The sequence below is a fragment of the Chitinophaga jiangningensis genome (assembly GCF_900142605.1).
Taxonomy (GTDB): Bacteria; Bacteroidota; Bacteroidia; order Chitinophagales; family Chitinophagaceae; genus Chitinophaga; species Chitinophaga jiangningensis.
Window position 1 is genome coordinate 394,924 of the sequence record NZ_FRBL01000009.1, and the last position, 17,878, is coordinate 412,801.

The window sequence follows — 17,878 nt, forward strand, 5'->3', positions numbered from 1 at the left end:
CTATTCCTGCTGTGCTTTCGAAAAGAAGCCGTTGATACTGTCGGCGATGGTGTTAAGCAGGCCCATGTTGAGGCGGTGGCCGGCGAAGGTGGCACCGGGTGCGCGCATGTAACCGTCATCATCCTTTTCCAGGAGTACTTCCTCTCCGTTTACATCAACTACAAAGCGTTCATGGTTGTTTGTACCGGCGGGTTTCACATAAAAGCGGCCGGAGGGTGTTTTAATCATAAATGGCTCCATATACTACATATTTTAGGGTTATTCAGCGCAAATGGCAGGCCAGGGGAAAATCAGGACGACAAGAAGTTGTAGTATTTGTACCATACATCTTCAAACTCTTTCTGAGAAAGGATTTCCGCTACCGGACGCGACTTGTCATCCAATCCGTCCGGTTGAGGTAATGGTTCCACACTGAGGGCGGTCCCCCCAAAATTAAAAGTACTGTCTGCGATGCCAAAACTACCGTCCGGATAGATTTCTATCTTCCTGCGTTCAAAGCGGCCGTCATCCAGTTCACTAAATTGGATTTCCGCTCTGTCATCTTCCGGGTTTAACCAATATATTTTGACATACTGCATTGAGTATTAGATTTTTTCGAGCTTGCATTCCCATACCTGGTCATGCTGCTGGGGACTTTCAGAAATCACACCTTTGATTTTATAGGTGTGGCCTTCCTGTTGAATCTGGTCCCCTACCTGTGGTATGCCGGCATCATTGAACCGAACCGTAGCCATAATGCCGAAGGACTTATAGCTGTTGATCTTTACAATGGCGGCAGAGCGCAGCACTGCAGGGATGGATTTCTTTCTGGAAGATACTTTGTAAATAAAGATAGCTCCGCCTATGGCGGCAATGGTCAGGGTGGTCAGGAATAAAGGATTCACAGTTTACCAGGTTTAGCTTTTTAACGTTGACTTAGGTTCAATCAAATTAAGATTTTTTTCGCAGATTGAACCCAAAAATTCGTTAAATCCTGCCCCCCCTTAGCTGACCGGCCCCGGGGTTAAGCCTTAGCTCTTCCCTCGCCCGAAGGCTGGGGAGCCAGGCTACCGGTTGCCTCAAAAAACTCCAGCGGGTTATCGTATTTAAAAGTATATCCCAACATTTTTTTCAACTTGGAATTGGACACGATCTTATAGGATTCGTCGTCCGGGGTTTTGCGCCTGGGGCGCAGGAAACCGAAATGTGCGGCAGCGGCCACGTGGTAATTAAACTTCATCGGGTGGGCGCTGGCGCAGGCGTTAAACACTTCATTCCAGCAATCCTTTTCCAGCACTGCGTCTATCACGCCTATGCAATCTATCCGGTGAATGAGGTTTAAAGGCTTATCCTGGCCCTTTCCTTCGTTTACCTTACGCTGAGTTGCCGGCAGACGATCGTAGCCTGCAAGGCCACCAAAACGCAGCACAACAGTATCCCAGCCTTTTTCTGCCATCAGCAGCTGCTCTGCTTTGAGCAGGGCCAGGCCATTGGGCGTATCGGGTAACTTCGTACATTCTTCGGTTACCTTATCGTTTACGTTCGGGTATACGGAAGTAGAACTAATGAAAATTATTTTGCTGATCCTTGTTGATCGGAGGTGTGCAATGAGTGTGTTCATCTCCCGCACAAATGCACCTTCTCCGCGCTGCATCCTGGGCGGCACGTCAATGATGAGTACATCCGCATCCCAGAATTCCGGGTCAGCAGTGATCTTTGTTTCTTCCAGCTTTACCAGGCAACCCTGTACACCTAAGCGATTCATTTCTTCCACGCCCGCAGCACTCGTCCGGGAACCTTTCACCCGGTAGCCTTCTGACTGCAGATGCTGCGCCAGCGGCTTTCCTACCCAGCCGCAACCCAGAATACTTATAGCGGGAAACTTTGGATTATACATGGTTTTGCTTACTTATCTCCTCTAATTATGATTCAAAACAAAGATCATCATTTTCCGGACAGTAATTGATTTCCTGCTACAATTTATAACTTTTGACGGATATGTTTAGTTCAGTAGCAGCCGAATTTTTAGCGCTTTTTGATATATAACGTTTATGAATATACGGGCTTATTGCAGGGCCCATTTCTTCAGCGCCGTTACCAGTAATTTGTTGTCTTTTTCGCTTTGACAGGCCACTCTGCAAAATCCGTTGGAGAGTCCTTCGATATTGGATGCATCGCGTATCAGAATGCCGTACTTATCGATCAGCCACGACTTTAATTCCGCTGCTGTTCCAGTCAAAGTTTCAAATAAGAAATAATGCGTATACGTTGGGTAGACTTTCAATTCCGGTATGGATTTCAGCTTTTCTCTCAGCTGAAATGCATCTCCAAGCAGGTCATCCAGCGGAAAATCAAATATGGCAGGATTCGTAATTAAAAAGGTGCCGGCCGCTAATGCCAGCTGGTTGATAGCCCAGGGCATCTGGAAGGCACGAACTTTATCCAGCAGTGTCTTTTGAGCTGCAATGTATCCGAACCGTAAGCCTGGAAAACAGGCGGCCTTGGTGGGCGACCGTAGTATCAGGAGATTGGGCAGGCGGTGAAGGTGTGGCAATAAGGAAGTTGTTTCGCGTGTGAATTGTATATATGCTTCATCCACTACGAAAATACGTTTGCGATTGGCGGCAATGAGCTGCTGCAGCTGATCACCGGGGTATACCTGTCCGCCGGGATTATTGGGATTGCAAATAAAAAAGATATCGGAATCAATGTGAATCCCATCCTGCAGGCGGTCCCAGTTGATATAACGCACCTGGTGTCCAAAGAGCCGGCTTGCATCGGCGTACTCCGGATAAGTAGGGCCTACCACGGTGGTAGTAGCGCCGGCAAAGGCCTGGGCTATGAGGTAGATGCCTTGTGTGGCGCCATCAGTGAGCAGGATATTACCGGCACCCAGCTTCAGTTGCTTTTCCATGAGTTGCTGCAATTGCTCACCTGCCACCTGCGGGTAGTGCCCGATGGTATCCAGCATGCCTGCCAGATGGGTTTTCAACTCAGGCCGCAAACCGCCATACCAGAGGTTGCTGCTGAAATCGGCCACTATTTTTTTATTGAGTAGATATGCATCATCCCCATGCCCTTGTTTCATAGTTTATAACTCATTGTTTTGCCAATGAACTATAAACAGCATTTAAATCCAGATGTTCACGCATCAGTGCTGCCAATTTATCATACTGTTGCTGTCGAAAAGCGGCATAGTCAAAACCAGTGCTGATCTGGCGACCTATTCCATGAATCACCTGTTTTACCACTACCTCATTATCGAGGATCCCGTGCAGGTACGTCCCCCAGCATTTGGCGGAACCCCAGTATCCATCGGCAGTTCCATCTTCCAAAATATTAACCGGGCTCACCTCCTTACTGCTGGTAGTACCCATATGGATTTCATAACCCACGCAGGTTTCCGGCTGATCCCTGAAAGTAAAATGGCGTTGCTTAGTAGTTTTTTCCTGCGCCAGCACCGTGGTTACCGGCAGCAATCCCAGCCCCGGCACCTCTTTAATCTCCCCTTCCACCCCATATGGATCAGCCACGGTAGTGCCCATCATCTGGTAACCACCACAAATACCTATTACGGTTTTACCGGCAGCCGCGGCCTGCAATACGGCAGTAGCAGTACCATTACTACGGATCGCCACCAGGTCAGCAATCGTGTTTTTGCTGCCCGGCAATATCACCACATCGGCTTTTATAATGTCGGCGGGATTATCCGTATAAAACAGGTTGATTTCTTCGTATTTCTCCAGTGCGTTAAAGTCGGTGAAATTGGACATGTGCCGCAGCAGCACCACGGCGATGTTCACCTTATCATCCGCAAGGCGCCTGTATTTAGCTTCGAGGGCTACGGAGTCCTCTTCTTCGATATGGATATCGCGAAAGTAGGGCAATACGCCCGTCACCGGCACGCCGGTTAACTGTTCCAGCTGTTGGCGCCCATCCTCGAACAACTTTATATCTCCCCGGAATTTATTAATGATAATACCTTTTACGAGCGCCTTCTGTTCTGGGGGTAACAGCGCCAAAGTGCCGTAGATACTACCAAAAATACCTCCCCTGTCGATATCCGCCACCAGGTATACATCCGCATGGGCGTGCATGGCCATGCGCATGTTCACGATATCCCTGTCCCACAAATTGATTTCGGAAATACTGCCGGCGCCTTCCATCACTACCGGCTGATGCTGCGCAGCAAGGCGGTCGTAGGCCAGCGTCACCTCTTTGAAGAGCGACAGATGATTGTCTTTGGTAAAGTATTCCGCTGCGCTGCGATTGCCCGCAGGCTTGCCGTGCAGTACCAGTTGGGCCGACACATCACTGCCTGGTTTCAGCAATACGGGGTTCATATCCGTACTACAGGGAACGCCGGCGGCTTCGGCCTGTACGGCCTGTGCACGGCCTATTTCGAGGCCGTCAGGGGTGGCGTAGCTGTTGAGCGACATATTCTGCGCCTTGAAAGGCGCCGGCGTATAGCCATCCTGTTTGAATATGCGGCAAAAACCGGCGGTGATCACGCTTTTCCCTACATCCGAAGCCGTGCCTACAATCATGATACTTTTCATGCGGCAAAAATAATGGCTTCGCTGCTATGGTTGAAAGGTCTTTTTGAAAAGCTGTTGTTTGGTGAGGTGTGTATTTACCAGTGCCTCTTTTACCTGTTGCCGCTGCTGCATACCATTGATCATGGTCACCTGCTGGAATGGCAGCTGGAAGCCGTTTACGGCTTTATAGACTGAGTAGTCCGTTTGTATTTCCGGGCTTTCGGATTCCTGCGCAGGCAGTTGAATGGTCCTGAGTTTGAGTCCAGTTTTAGCATCGTAAAAGGATTTAAAAATAGTGCCGTTGGTAGTGGCCACGGTTACGACATTTGTTTCTACACCATTGACCATGGCTGTTTCCGGGGCCAGTTCCATTTTCACCTCATCGGGGTGCGAGAGGTACCAGGCCTCCGGAAAAATCCGGTTTTTATCCGCCTCCGAAGCCTTTTCGGCGGCCGTCAGTATTGTTTCCTTCCCATTTCGCTCGCAGTAGAAGGAGTCGCCTGCTGCCTTCAGCACAAAAACGGTTTTATTGATTGCGGGAATAAATACTTCTTTGTAGAATTTATCCGGCTGTATGGCACGTATCACGATGTCCCATTCCGTACCATCCGCATCTGCAATGGTATTCAACGACAGGTCTTTGAGGTCTGACAAATGTTTGTTTCCAGCCACGGCCTTTTCATACTGCTGTAGCACGGAAGTGGCCGTAGTGCCCGCGCTTACCGGCTTTTCGGCTACTTCTTCCCAGGTATTATTTTTCAGGTTGAGATCCGGGAGCTGCCCTTCGGGGTCCAGCTGTACTTTTACCAGTTTCGTGGCGGAGGGGTAGGAAAACGTCCAGGTGTCGCCTCGCTGCCATATTTCCACCGGGAGTTGAACGGTATCGGTTTTACCGTTGGCCTGCGTAATGGCAACAATTACCGGCATCGGCAGCTGGTTGTAATTACGGATGGTGATGAGCGCGCCTTTCGACGGGTCGTCGTTCCGGTAAGCTACTTTTTCTATGCCCTGATCCAGCTTCCAGTTGTTGAAGAACCATCCTCGCCAGAACCAGCTGAGGTCTTCGCCGCTGCCATTTTCCATGCTTCTGAAGAAGTCGTATGGCGTAGGGTGTTTGAATGCCCATGCATCGATATACTTGCGGAAGGCGTAGTCGAACCGGTCGTTTCCGAGGATAACGTTCCGCAGGAGGTTGAGTCCCATAGCGGGTTTATAGTAACCTGCGATACCAATATAGTTAAGACCGATCACATCCGGCGTATTCATCAGTGGCTCTTCAAATTTGGAGAACATCCTGGGGGCCTGTTGCTGCACCGATGATTTCGTATAGTATTCGCCGTTATTAAAATTCTGTGTGGCGATGCCGTTGATAAAGGTATTGAAGCCTTCATCCATCCAGGCGTATTTGCGTTCGTTGGAGCCAACGATCATGGGGAACCAGTTGTGTCCGAATTCGTGATTGGTTACGCCCCATAGGCCGCCATTACTGGACCTGTAGGAGCAGAACACGATGCCGGGGTATTCCATACCTCCTACCATACCGGCTACGTTGGTAGCTACCGGGTAGGTGTAGGGATACCATTTTTCGGAGTAATGTTCGATACAGCCTTTTACGTATTCGGTGGACCTTGCCCAGCCACTGCTACCGGAATTTTCAGCGATATATACGGATTGTGCCAGGGCTTTTTTATTTCCCGGCAGGTTGATGCGGGCTGCATCCCAGATAAATGCTGCGGAGGCGGCCCAGGCTACGTCGCGGGCGTTTTTGCAGGAGAAGCGCCAGGTGCGTGTACCCGTAGCCGTGGTATTTTTCATGGCGAGGCTGTCGCGTATAAACACCGTTTTATCGCTGTTTTTAGCGGCGGTAAGCTGCGCCTGTTCTTTGGCGGACAATGCCTGGCCGGGGTTGGTGAGTTCGCCCGAACCGGCTACAATCATATTGGCCGGAGCGGTGATGCTGTAGGTGAAGTCGCCATATTCCAGGTAAAATTCACCGCCGCCGAGGTAGGGCAGGTTATTCCATCCCAGCACATCATCGTATACGGCCATGCGCGGATACCATTGGGCGATTTCGTACACCCAGCCGTTGCGGGATTTCATGCGGCTGGTGCGGTCGATGCCGTATTGCGGGATGGTGTATGCGTAGTCTATTTTAAGTTGCAGGCTGGCGCCGGACTTCAGGGGTTCTGCGAGTCGCACCTGCAGGCGGGTATCGGTGGTGATATAGTCTGCATTCGACTGCTTGTTTCCCTGCGTCACTTTTACGGCGCTGAGTTCAAAGCCTTTGGTATACTCTTTATTTGAAAAGCGTGCGTTGCCGCCGGGAATGGTGGCGGTACCGCGGGAGTCTTCCCGGAAGTGCTGCTGATCCAGTTGTAGCCAGAGGAAGGGCAATGCCTGGGGGCTGTTGTTACGGTAGGTAATGGTAACAGTGCCGGTAATGCGGTGGCTGACCGTATCCAGGGAGGCGTCGATATTGTAGTCGGCCGCGTTTTGCCAGTAGCGTGGGCCTGGTGTACCGTCGGCCGCGCGGTATTCGTTGCCATTGGATGTATAAAACAGGGGGGCGAATGCCTGGCGATGGTCATAAGCTGGCGACTGTGCGGAGGCTGCGGCGCTGGCTGCCAGCAGCAAAAGCGTAAGCGGGTATTTCACTGTCATGTATGCGGTTGATGATTGATAGAAACTAAATATACGAAGGACGCGGGTTTTTCAAGCAAAGAGGTGTAAGGATTTTGTTTTGTCTTTTTTTCTCGCAAAGCAGCATAAGCAGGTAAGCAGGTAAGACCTACAGTTTGTTCCAATAATTTTGTTTGATTTGGGAGAGACCGAAGGTCTCTCCCAAATCGTTTAGGGGTCCACCTTCGGTGGACCCCTAAACGATTTTAACAACAAAACACAATCCTTGGCTGCTTACCTGCTTATGCTGCTTTGCGAGGAAAAAAGATCGCCAGGGGCGCCGAAGGCCCCTTCGCTAATTCTTATACATTGTGAGAAAACAATCATACTAATTTCTTAAACTCCTTTTTCACATGACGCAGCCGGAAGGCGAAGATGATGGCGAGCACGCCTGCCATCCAGAAAGAAGCGGCAACGATTCCAAGGATAGTGGCTACACCCAGGGCGGGATTATCGAGTATAAATACAGCGAGCATGATGAGGATGATTCCTCCTACGAGCAGCCAGCCCCAGTTTGGAATTTTTTCCATGCTGAGCTGGATGGAAAACACGATCAGGCTGATACCGCGAAACAGGAACCAGAAGCCGAGAAAAATGGGGATTACGGCCATGCTAACGGAAGGGTAGATCATTAGCAGCAGCCCCACTACGAGATCGATAATACCGGAGGCCAGTGACCATCCCCAACCGTACATATGTTGGCGGTTGCTTACCGCGAAGATAATTTCCGCAAAACCGGATACAAACAGGGTAACGGCAAAGAATATACTGAGCAGTACATAGCTGCTGAACGGGTTGGAGAACACCACGAACCCGGCGATGAGGAAAATGATCCCGTTTACCAGGTACAGCCACCAGTACTTTACATTACTTCTGATCGCGTTGAAGAGGTTAGACATAAGATAAATATTTAATTAAAACATAGTTTCCTGATACAACCCTAACACATCATAATGTAAAATGTTCAGCCGGAGGGTAACCACAAGCCTAAATAGATTAACTTTGCGCGATCTGATTTAAATCATATTTATAACAAATTCTGGAAACTATCTTTGTGAGATGAACAAGGCGATTAAGCAACAGAGAGCACGGCCGAACTGGTGGGCTCAAGTAGATTTCCTGGGCATACATTTGGTGCCCTTTCTTGCATTTTTTACCGGCACAACAGCATTTGACTGGATTTTGTGCGCGGCACTGTACGTAGTGCGTATGTTTTTTGTGACGGCGGGCTATCACCGTTATTTCTCGCATCGCGCATTCAAAACGTCGCGATTCTTTCAGTTTATCCTGGCTGGTGGTGCGCAGAGCAGTCTGCAGAAAGGCGCTTTATGGTGGTCAGCCAATCACCGCATTCACCACAAGCACAGTGACACGCCTGAAGATCCGCATTCTGCCAATATTTATGGTATCTGGTATGCACATATCGGCTGGATCATGGGCCCTGAATATAAACCTACCCGTTGGGATCTGATTAAGGATCACAAAGCGAAGGAACTGTTCTGGTTAAATAAATGGCATATGGTGCCTGCTGTAATTCTGGCTATTGCCGTGTATTTTGTAGGTAATAAAGTAAACGGTACCGGTTGGTTCGACTGGAGCGCCGGTTTATCTACCCTGTTCATTGGTTTCTTTGCCAGCACTATTTTCCTGTACCACGGTACATTCACCATCAACTCCCTGATGCACAAAATTGGTAACCAGCGTTACAAAACCGGCGACCAATCCCGCAACAGTGTATGGCTGGCGCTGATCACCCTGGGTGAAGGATGGCACAACAACCACCACTACTATCAGAGCTCTGCACGCCAGGGTTTCTATTGGTGGGAAGTGGATATCTCCTATTATGTGTTAAAAACACTGAGCTGGTTTGGAATCGTATGGGAAATCCGTCCGGTACCGGCGAAAGTGAGGGAGAGCAATAAAATTAATCAGGTAAAAGATGGAACTCCTGCCAACGAGGTAAGAGCATAGTTTCCGCATAACGAATAAAAAAGAGGTCGTCACGGTTATCCGCGACGACCTTTTTGTTTCTGCTTATTAGACATTGAGGTTAACCTATTAAATACACTACACGATTAATGATTTTCCACGACATGCTGCCATAGCAGTATGCATGCATTTACTAACGTGAATTATTTAATTGGCGAAAGGAGATCCCAATGATCCCAGGTGGATATAAGAATTTAAACAGATAAAATAGTTCGTTGGGATGGCGGCCACCTTGTATGGCCGGCGATAATATTTTTTGCGATCAGAATAATTGGTTGAGATTGATTTACAACTGCAATATGCATCAACTAATCGAGTGTAACAATACCCTTCCGGGGTGATTTTTCACCCCTATACCTGCACAAAAATGGAGTACTGTAACAGCTCCTGTACATTGCGGCAGCGGAGTTTCTGCATTATATTTTTGCGGTGTGTTTTTACGGTGTCTATGGAGATAAAAAGGGCCTTTGCGATAGCCGGGTTCGTGGCACCCCGCACTATCTGCTGGAACACCTCTTTTTCGCGGGCAGAGAGACGGATGAACTGCTCGGCATGTTGCATTTTAAAAATCGAGCTTTTGAGGAGGCGGTTGAGCAGGAAGATGTATTCGTTGAGTGCTTCACTATTGATTTCCAGGCTGATTTCTGACTTCCCGTCCATCAGGCTTTTTACTTTGATGGTAGGCGGTGATACGGGCTGTAATTTTGATTTCTTTTCCAGCCAGGGCAGTGCCTCCTCCCGGTGCCGGAAGAAGCGGGGGGCCAGGTTGGTGGTACTTTCTTCGAACAGGCTGGCCAGCGACAGCAGGTGCAGCATATTGTCGCCGATTACGATGGCCACCTTCCCGTCAAATCCCGCATTTACCGCGGAGGCGTTGAGAAAGGAGTCTGTCCAGGCCTGCAGGTCAGCGGGAATATCAAAACTACAATTCTCATTATACCAAAGGGTATGTTTGGGTTTAACCTTCCAGTAAAGTGCGTGAAAATCTTTAATACCGGTGATGTATTCTTCTGCTGTTTCGCAGGTATTCCAGGAGGTACAAATGACCTTACTTTTTTCGTATAGGTTGACCGAGATAATCCCAGTGGTAGCAATATGCTCCATAGACAGTTGCTGTAGGTTGAAAATAGATAGTTCGCCAATAGAATAGTTCAGGGACAGTAACTCACTCAATTTAACTTATTTATATCATATTTCATTTATCTTGTCAAAAAACCACGATAAGATGACATACACCCCACATCCGGCGAGATACCAGGATATGACCTACCAGCGCTGCGGGAAAAGCGGTTTGCTGTTGCCTGCCATCTCTCTGGGGCTTTGGCACAACTTCGGCTCAATTGACAATTTTGATAACGGGCGTGCGATCATTCGTCATGCGTTTGACAATGGCATTACACATTTCGATCTGGCAAATAATTACGGCCCGATTCCCGGCAGTGCGGAGGAAAACTTTGGCCGTATCCTTAAAAAGGATTTTAGCGGCCATTTAAGGGATGAAATGATCATTTCTACCAAGGCTGGCTATACCATGTGGCCGGGCCCATATGGGGACCATGGCAGCCGTAAATACCTTATTTCGAGTCTGGACCAGAGCTTACAGCGTATGCAGCTGGAATATGTCGATATTTTTTATTCTCACCGGCCGGATCCGGCGACGCCAATTGAAGAAACGATGGGTGCGCTGCATAGCATCGTGCAGCAGGGCAAGGCATTGTATGTAGGGCTTTCTAATTACACGGCGGAGCAAACGGCTGTGGCCGTGAAAGTGCTGCGGGAGTTGGGCACCCCGTGTTTAATTCACCAGCCTAAATACAGTATGTTCGTACGCTGGGTGGAGGAAGGGCTGCTGGATGTACTGGAAGCCAACGGAGTGGGATGTATTCCGTTTTCTCCGCTTGCGCAGGGGCTGCTAACCAACAAATACCTGCAGGGTATTCCTGATGGCAGCAGGGCCAGCAAGGGTGGCTTTTTGAAGGCGCAGGATATTACGGCGGAGAAGCTGGAAAAAATTACCCGTTTAAATCAGCTGGCGGTACAGCGTGGCCAAACGCTGGCACAAATGGCGCTGGCGTGGGTATTGAAAGATTCGCGGGTTACAACGGTGTTGATTGGTGCGAGTTCTACCGCGCAGCTGGATGATAACCTGGTGGCGTTGCGGAATAGAGCGTTTTCGCAGGCGGAGTTGGCGTTGATTGAAGAAATTTTAGCGTAATAAACATCCGCCTTCGTCGGACGATTAATTACGCCAGGGGCTGGGCCGTCGGTCCAGCCCCTGGTAATTTTATCTGGGAGTGCGTTTAGCGCGCACATACTGGATGGGCCATGGCATATCATGGTATCCAAGTGCTGTGGCTGCGTGCATAGGAAAATACGGATCACGGAGCAGTTCCCTTGCCATCAGCACAAGGTCTGCCTGGCCATCAGCGATGATGGCATTGGCTTCTTCCGGGGTGGTGATGAGTCCTACCGCACCAGTGGCGATACCTGCTTCCTTGCGGATCTTATCTGCGAATGGCACCTGGTATAACGGACCTACCGGAATTTTCTGGTGGTGTGCGAGTCCGCCGGTGCTGGTATCTATCAGGTCCACTCCCCTGTCTTTCAGGATGCGGGCGAGTGCTACAGATTCCTCTTCGTTCCAGCCGCCTTCGGCCCAGTCGGTAGCGGAGATGCGTACCAGCAGCGGGTATTGTGCCGGCAGTACGGTTCTGACAGCGTCCGTTACTTCCAGGAGCAGGCGGATTCTGTTTTCGAATGTGCCGCCATATTCGTCCGTGCGTTCGTTGCTGATGGGGGAAAGGAAGTTATGCAGCAGGTAGCCGTGGGCCGCGTGAATTTCTATTACTTCAAAGCCTGCGCGGACAGCCCTTTCCGTTGCGGTAGCAAAATCTGCAATTACTTTTTTGATACCTTCTTTGGTAAGTGCTTCCGGTAACGGATATACGTCGTTAAACGGAATGGCGCTGGGGGCTACTGCTGTCCAGCCTCCTTTATCCGCCGGTACTTCCTTATGCCCTTCCCAGGGGCGGTAGGTACTGGCTTTGCGGCCGGCGTGGCCGAGCTGGATGCCGGCAACAGCTCCCTGTGATTTAATAAATTGGGTAATGCGCAGCAGCATGGTCAGGTGTTCTTCCTTCCAGATGCCCAGGTCCTGCGGGGAGATGCGGCCTTCCGGGGAAACGGCGACTGCTTCTGTGAGTACGAGTCCTGCGCCCCCTACGGCCCTGCTGCCAAGGTGTACTAAATGCCAGTCGTTTGCGAAGCCATCTTCAGCGGAATACTCGCACATAGGAGAAACGGCAATGCGGTTTTTCAAAGTGACGGCGCGCAACTGAAGCGGTTGAAAAAGATGAATCATTGGTGTGCTGGTTTGTAGAATTGTGTTAATTAAAGGTACTTCATGGTAAGTTAAGACCAAAGACAACAAAACGTTAACACCCGGTGCCTTAAATTGGTTGGATTATAACTCTAATCATGCAACACTCATTATTCCGTAAGCCTGTTACGGATTCGCTGGTCTATCGTTTTTTTGAAACTTATCTGCTGCTGTTTATGGTGATTTCCCTGGTGTGTGCCCTGCAGGGCTTCGGCGTTGGGGAGGCCTGGCGGGCGCTGATTGCCATTACCGGCAAATGGCTTTACGGGAGCGGCTATACGATTGGTGCACTGGTAAACGGAAGCGGAGATACAAAGTTCATGTATGCCACGGTGTTTACCACCCTGCTGATAGCGTTGATGATTTCCGGCATCCGGGTAGTGCGGGCACGCAAGCGCGGATGGAACAGCACCGCCACCTATTGGATAACGGTAATCATCCGGTATTCACTGGCACTTACCCTGCTGAATTATGGTGTCAGCAAGATCACTAACCAGCAATTCACTGACATCTCCCTATATCAACTGGATAAGCCACTGGGCTATTCCTCCCCGATGGGGCTGGCCTGGAATTTCTTCGGGTATTCGCGCGGGTATAATATTTTTATGGGACTGGCAGAAGTGATACCCGCACTGTTATTGCTTTTCAGGAGAACTGCCCTGCTGGGCGCATTGCTGACGCTTACCGTGATGGTAAACGTATTTGCGTTGAATATTTTCTATAACATCCCGGTAAAATTATTATCCCTGCACCTGATTTTATATGCGTTGTTCCTGGCATCGCCGGAGCTGGGAAGGCTGATACAGTTTTTCATCAGTGGCGAGGCAGCAGCGCCACGAAAGGACCTGAAACCGGCCTATGCCACCCGAAAGGGCCGTGTTTTCCATCTCACTATAAAAAGCATTATAACAGGCGTTATTTTGGTGACGATGGCAATGGATGCCCGGCATATGGCCCATCGGATGGAACAGATGCAGCAAAAGCAGCCCCTGTATGGCATTTACCGTATTTCGCAGCCGGGAACCGGTGGCCTGCGGAGCTACCAGTACATTAACTGGGAAAAATTATACCTCGATAAGGGGCATCGGGCGATGGTGACTTTGACGGGTCAGGACCCTATATGGTTAAACTATCGCACGGATACGGCAAAACGTGTAATTTTTCTTACAGGCGGACCCAATATTGTGGAATTCTCTTATCAGTTGAGCGGTGAGCGGAATTACCTGCTGACCTCCATAAAGGGGCAGGATACCGTGCTATTACACGCCGAAGCGGTTGATTTATCAGGCTTTTTACTCCCGCGGCATATCTTCAGCTGGCAAAATGAGTATCCTATAAATAAGTAGGCGGCATAGAAAATGCGTTATGGTTATCAGAACCAAACATATCACTATGAAAAGTATAGTTTATACGGTAGCCGTGGCCTCCCTATTGTTTTTAAGCAGCTGCGAGCTGATCGGAGGTATTTTCAAAGCCGGGGTATGGACGGGCATTATAGCGGTGGCAGTAGTATTGGGCCTCATTGTATGGCTGATTTCCAGAGGAATGAACCGGGATTAGCTGTATGTGTAACATAATGAAAGAAGCCGGAGCCTTTAAATAAAGCTCCGGCTTCTCTTTTATACATTAAAACCGGCATGCGGCACCATTATCATGGCATGCGGCGGCTTTGGTGGCCGGGGTGGTGTTGGCGGGCGCCTGGGTGGTACACAAGCCGCAACGATAGACAAAACAGCCATGGTCATGATAAAGACTAACTTTTTCATATAAAGCCAATTTGATTCAGGATTAGTTATGCAAAAGTGATTCCACCTTATCTTCCAAAGCTGTTTTTAGCTTAAAAAAACGGAAAAAACATATACATTTCTCCCCTTATACTTGCCGATCTTTATGGCAAAGTGCTTGCCACGCAAGCATTCACAATATGGACAGTAGCCGGACTCCGGCCCCAATATCTATGACCATGAAAAGATTACTATTACTATTGCTATTATTTTTCGTGTATTCGGTAGCGTTATGCCAAAATACCGTTTATGTAAATGCGAATGTCCCCAAAAGTGGTGATGGAAAGTCGTGGGCCGGGGCTTATCAAACCTTAAAGGAAGCGATGCTGGAGGCTAATAAGGGTACGCAGACCAGCATTTACCTGGCGCAGGGCACCTACAGGTCCGACACAAACATTCAGGGCTATACCGATCCTCATTTTCGCATTTTTACTTTTAATAAATCTGTGAGTTTATACGGAGGTTTCCCACCTACAGGCAATCCCGGAATGGCTGACCGCAATCCTGCATTATACCCGACAATATTATCCGCAGATGTTAACAATACACCGGCTGACCCTTCGGATAATTCACTGGGTCTGTTGCTTTTCATAGGGAATAATAAGGATACTCTCGATGGACTAACGATCTCGGATGTAATGCCATATAATAGTTCATTTTATTACCCGGTGACGGTGGCCACTGGAGGCGACCTAACGATGAACAATGTGATACTCCGCAACAATCATACAGGAGCGATTTCTATAAATCAGGGTAAACTCAAAGCTACCAATCTTACGGTGATTGACAATACTGGATTTATTGCCTTGCTCGATTTTTACAAGAGCGAAGTAACCGTTTCCAATTCATTAATAGCGCGAAACAACGCCAATATACTGTTAGGTTGCAGTAACAATAGTAGTAATACTACCGGAACTTACAGTTACAGTAATATCACGATGGCAGATAATATTGCGGCGGCAGGCGTTTATAGTTTAAACCTCCTGAACAGAACGGTAAATTGTATTTATTATAATAACGTGTCTCCCAACACCGGCCAGATGAGCGAATGGATGGGAACAAACCCTAATTCCGTGTTCAGCAATTGCATTACGCAGTATGCTGCGAGTAACCCCGGGAAAAAAATTTTCCAGGGAGATCCACTTTTTAAGAATGCAGTTGCAGGCGATTATTCTTTACAGGCCGGCTCCCCCGCCATAGATCAGGGAAGCAGTGCTGAATATGCGCCGGGATTGGTATCACCGTCCATTAGTGGTATTCGCAAAGACCTGGCGGGAAATGCCCGGTTTATCGGCAATGCGGTAGACATTGGGGCCTATGAAGTACAGGGGCCGCCGGTTACAGGTAGCTGGGCATTAAAGGATCCGGTGCTTACACGAAACCAGGTGGTTACTTACCAGCTCAGTTTCGACTATGATGTGCTGAAGTTGGTACCTTCCAATTTTACTGTCCACAACGGGAGTATTGTGGGTATTACCAAAATTAACAACCGGCAGTTTGAGATTGGGATAATGGCGGCTACCGTGGATAGTGTGCGTATAACGATGGAGAACAGCGATAGCACCTTCAGCAATTTCGGGGGGCTACCCAATGTAAGCATGGCTTGCCTGCCGGATTACATTGCTCCGGTGGTTAACGCGAACGATACTACCCTGCTGGCTGATATTCATAATGCGCCGGTTGCTATTGTGAATCAATTTTATTCTGTCAGTGATAATCATACGGTAACGGCTAAACTGGCTGTACAGGTAGCTCCCATTACAGTTTCCTGGCCGGGGCAGGATGTAAATGTAACTGCGACAGACGAGGCGGGTAACATTACGCAGCAGTCGTTCCGGGTTACCCTGAGAACTTTGGAGGCAGATGCGGTTCAAACCGTACTGCCAACGGTGCATGTGCCTTTTGGGGGAAGCATACCTGCGGGAGCTTTACCATCTCCCTTAACCATACATACAACAGACGGGCAGGTGGCTGATTTTCCGGTCAGCTGGGAGGTGAATAGCTTCAATAACAGGCAGGCAGGTACTTACCAGTTGCCGGGTAAGCTTACCTTACCTGACTGGGTAAGTGTACCGGCGGGTATGTTGCCTGTAATAACCTGTGTTGTGGAGAAGAGAAGAGATAGCACCATTAGCGCGCCAGCGTCCCTGAACGTTTCCTTCGGCACAGCGTTCACGGCATTGGCATTGCCGCAGGTGGCAGTGGCGTATACTGATGGTGCTGTGGTTAATGTGCCCGTGCAATGGAATGCCGGCAGCTATGACGGGAATAGGCCGGGAACATATACGCTTACCGGTACCTTGCAACCGGATGCAAACAGTATCCTGCGTGATTCAGTGGCGCGTGTAACCGTTACGGTTAACAAAGGGCAGCAGGTGCTGACGGTAACGCCGGTGGCGGATAAACTGATTGGTGATCCGGCGTTTGCGCTGCAGGGCAGTTCTTCTGCAGGGCTTCCTGTTAGCTGGACTTCCGACAACCCGCAGGTGATAGCGCTTAATGGCAACACTGCTATTGTTGGCCAGCCGGGAACGGCGGTTATTACCCTGACTCAGCCGGGTGACTCACAATATGAAGCGGCGGTGCCCGTGAAGCTGAGCATAACCGTGAAGGATATACCGGCCCCGGTGATTAGTGCCAGGGGAAACATGAATTTTTGCGAAGGAGATAAGGTGACGCTGGCTACTACATCTCCCGGAAAATATCAATGGTACCTGGATGGACAAGCCATAGGAGAAGCCGCCGGTAATACACTGGAAGTGAGTAAGAGCGGGCAGTACAGCCTACAAACGACACATCCGAACGGCTATACGAATGCAAGCAATACCATTAGCATTACTGTCTATGCCCTACCGGCGATTGAGATACAGCCTGTAACGGCGTCCATCAGCAAAGGCTTTACCGTGCAGCTGCATGCCAGTGGTGGCGATACTTACCAGTGGGCGCCGGCTGATGGATTGAGCAATGCCGGCATTGCCGATCCGGTGGCTCGCCCGGCGGTGACTACGACTTACACCGTCACTGGAATGAGTCAGTATGGCTGCTCCGCGCAGGCACAGGTCACCGTTACCGTCAAAGAGGATGACATCGTGCAACCCACCAACATTCTCACTCCTAACGGCGACGGCATCAACGACCGGTGGGTGGTGCAAAACCTGGATATGTACCCGGACAACGAGGTGAAGATCTTTGACCGCAGCGGGCGTATGGTGTACCGGCAGTTGCACTACGCCAACACCTGGACGGGCGATTCCCTGGCTGAAGGCACGTATTATTATGTGCTGACGTTTGGTCCGAGAGGTAAGGTGGTGAAAGGATATATCACCATTCTGCGATAGCTTATAAAAAAAATGGTATATAATTTTGTAAAAATCAAAAAATTGCTACTTTTGCATCCCTTGACACCGGAGTTCGGGACGTAGCGCAGCCCGGTAGCGCACTAGCATGGGGTGCTAGGGGTCGCAAGTTCGAATCTTGTCGTCCCGACTTAAAGCCGAATTATTCTGTAACGCTTTGTTACGGAATAGGCC

At 49.4% G+C, this 17,878-nt stretch carries 16 protein-coding genes and 1 tRNA gene; 6 read left to right on the forward strand and 11 right to left on the reverse strand.

All coding sequences use genetic code 11. From position 1 onward, the window contains the following. From BUB18_RS23860 to BUB18_RS23895, 8 genes are all read right to left on the reverse strand, one after another. Window positions 1-240 (reverse strand): hypothetical protein, encoded by a 240-nt coding sequence (locus tag BUB18_RS23860; protein ID WP_073085879.1) that lies wholly within the window; start codon window positions 238-240, stop codon window positions 1-3. A 50-nt stretch (window positions 241-290) separates the two neighbouring features. Next, entirely contained in the window at window positions 291-578 is a 288-nt protein-coding gene (locus BUB18_RS23865) for a DUF6881 domain-containing protein (protein ID WP_073085881.1), read from the reverse strand. A gap of 6 nt (window positions 579-584) precedes the next feature. Then, the gene (locus BUB18_RS23870) at window positions 585-884 is read right to left on the reverse strand and encodes a hypothetical protein (RefSeq protein ID WP_073085883.1); all 300 of its coding nucleotides are present in this window, start codon (window positions 882-884) and stop codon (window positions 585-587) included. Between the two features lie 119 nt (window positions 885-1,003). Next, complete coding sequence (locus tag BUB18_RS23875; protein WP_073085885.1) at window positions 1,004-1,876, reverse strand: NAD-dependent epimerase/dehydratase family protein; 873 nt, start codon at window positions 1,874-1,876, stop codon at window positions 1,004-1,006. Window positions 1,877-2,044: 168 nt separating this feature from the next. After that, window positions 2,045-3,067, reverse strand: coding sequence for a pyridoxal phosphate-dependent aminotransferase (locus tag BUB18_RS23880; RefSeq protein WP_073085887.1), 1,023 nt, complete (start codon window positions 3,065-3,067; stop codon window positions 2,045-2,047). Window positions 3,068-3,077: 10 nt separating this feature from the next. Further along, entirely contained in the window at window positions 3,078-4,538 is a 1,461-nt protein-coding gene (locus BUB18_RS23885) for a cobyric acid synthase (protein WP_073085889.1), read from the reverse strand. Window positions 4,539-4,562: 24 nt separating this feature from the next. Then, the gene (locus BUB18_RS23890) at window positions 4,563-7,178 is read right to left on the reverse strand and encodes a M1 family metallopeptidase (protein ID WP_073085891.1); all 2,616 of its coding nucleotides are present in this window, start codon (window positions 7,176-7,178) and stop codon (window positions 4,563-4,565) included. A gap of 341 nt (window positions 7,179-7,519) precedes the next feature. Beyond that, window positions 7,520-8,095 carry an HdeD family acid-resistance protein gene (locus BUB18_RS23895; protein WP_073085893.1) on the reverse strand — a complete coding sequence of 192 codons (576 nt, stop codon included), beginning with the start codon at window positions 8,093-8,095 and terminating at the stop codon, window positions 7,520-7,522. Window positions 8,096-8,255: 160 nt separating this feature from the next. Here BUB18_RS23895 and BUB18_RS23900 point away from each other — a divergent pair, with 160 nt between their 5' ends. Beyond that, window positions 8,256-9,167, forward strand: a complete 912-nt coding sequence (locus tag BUB18_RS23900) for an acyl-CoA desaturase (RefSeq protein ID WP_073085895.1) — start codon at window positions 8,256-8,258, stop codon at window positions 9,165-9,167. 369 nt (window positions 9,168-9,536) lie between these two features. Here the strand turns inward: BUB18_RS23900 and BUB18_RS29880 are convergent, their stop codons facing one another. Then, complete coding sequence (locus tag BUB18_RS29880; protein ID WP_218588096.1) at window positions 9,537-10,358, reverse strand: response regulator transcription factor; 822 nt, start codon at window positions 10,356-10,358, stop codon at window positions 9,537-9,539. A 52-nt stretch (window positions 10,359-10,410) separates the two neighbouring features. Between BUB18_RS29880 and mgrA the strand changes: the two genes are divergently transcribed. Further along, on the forward strand, window positions 10,411-11,400 hold the full coding sequence (gene mgrA / locus BUB18_RS23910; protein WP_073085897.1) for an L-glyceraldehyde 3-phosphate reductase: 990 nt from the start codon (window positions 10,411-10,413) through the stop codon (window positions 11,398-11,400). A 69-nt stretch (window positions 11,401-11,469) separates the two neighbouring features. Here the strand turns inward: mgrA and BUB18_RS23915 are convergent, their stop codons facing one another. Further along, window positions 11,470-12,546 (reverse strand): NADH:flavin oxidoreductase/NADH oxidase, encoded by a 1,077-nt coding sequence (locus BUB18_RS23915; protein WP_073085899.1) that lies wholly within the window; start codon window positions 12,544-12,546, stop codon window positions 11,470-11,472. Window positions 12,547-12,662: 116 nt separating this feature from the next. Between BUB18_RS23915 and BUB18_RS23920 the strand changes: the two genes are divergently transcribed. Then, a complete protein-coding gene (locus tag BUB18_RS23920) occupies window positions 12,663-13,910 on the forward strand; it encodes a hypothetical protein (RefSeq protein ID WP_073085901.1) in 1,248 nt (415 codons plus the stop codon). A gap of 46 nt (window positions 13,911-13,956) precedes the next feature. Further along, on the forward strand, window positions 13,957-14,124 hold the full coding sequence (locus tag BUB18_RS23925; protein WP_073086052.1) for a phosphatidate cytidylyltransferase: 168 nt from the start codon (window positions 13,957-13,959) through the stop codon (window positions 14,122-14,124). Between the two features lie 59 nt (window positions 14,125-14,183). On the opposite strand, the gene BUB18_RS29740 is transcribed toward BUB18_RS23925, so the two are convergent. Beyond that, window positions 14,184-14,330: a hypothetical protein gene (locus BUB18_RS29740; RefSeq protein ID WP_178372197.1), complete on the reverse strand. Its 147-nt coding sequence runs from the start codon at window positions 14,328-14,330 to the stop codon at window positions 14,184-14,186. Between the two features lie 197 nt (window positions 14,331-14,527). Here BUB18_RS29740 and BUB18_RS23930 point away from each other — a divergent pair, with 197 nt between their 5' ends. Further along, complete coding sequence (locus BUB18_RS23930; RefSeq protein ID WP_178372198.1) at window positions 14,528-17,686, forward strand: T9SS type B sorting domain-containing protein; 3,159 nt, start codon at window positions 14,528-14,530, stop codon at window positions 17,684-17,686. 74 nt (window positions 17,687-17,760) lie between these two features. Continuing rightward, window positions 17,761-17,834 (forward strand) — tRNA-Pro (locus BUB18_RS23935). Window positions 17,835-17,878: the final 44 nt, after the last annotated feature.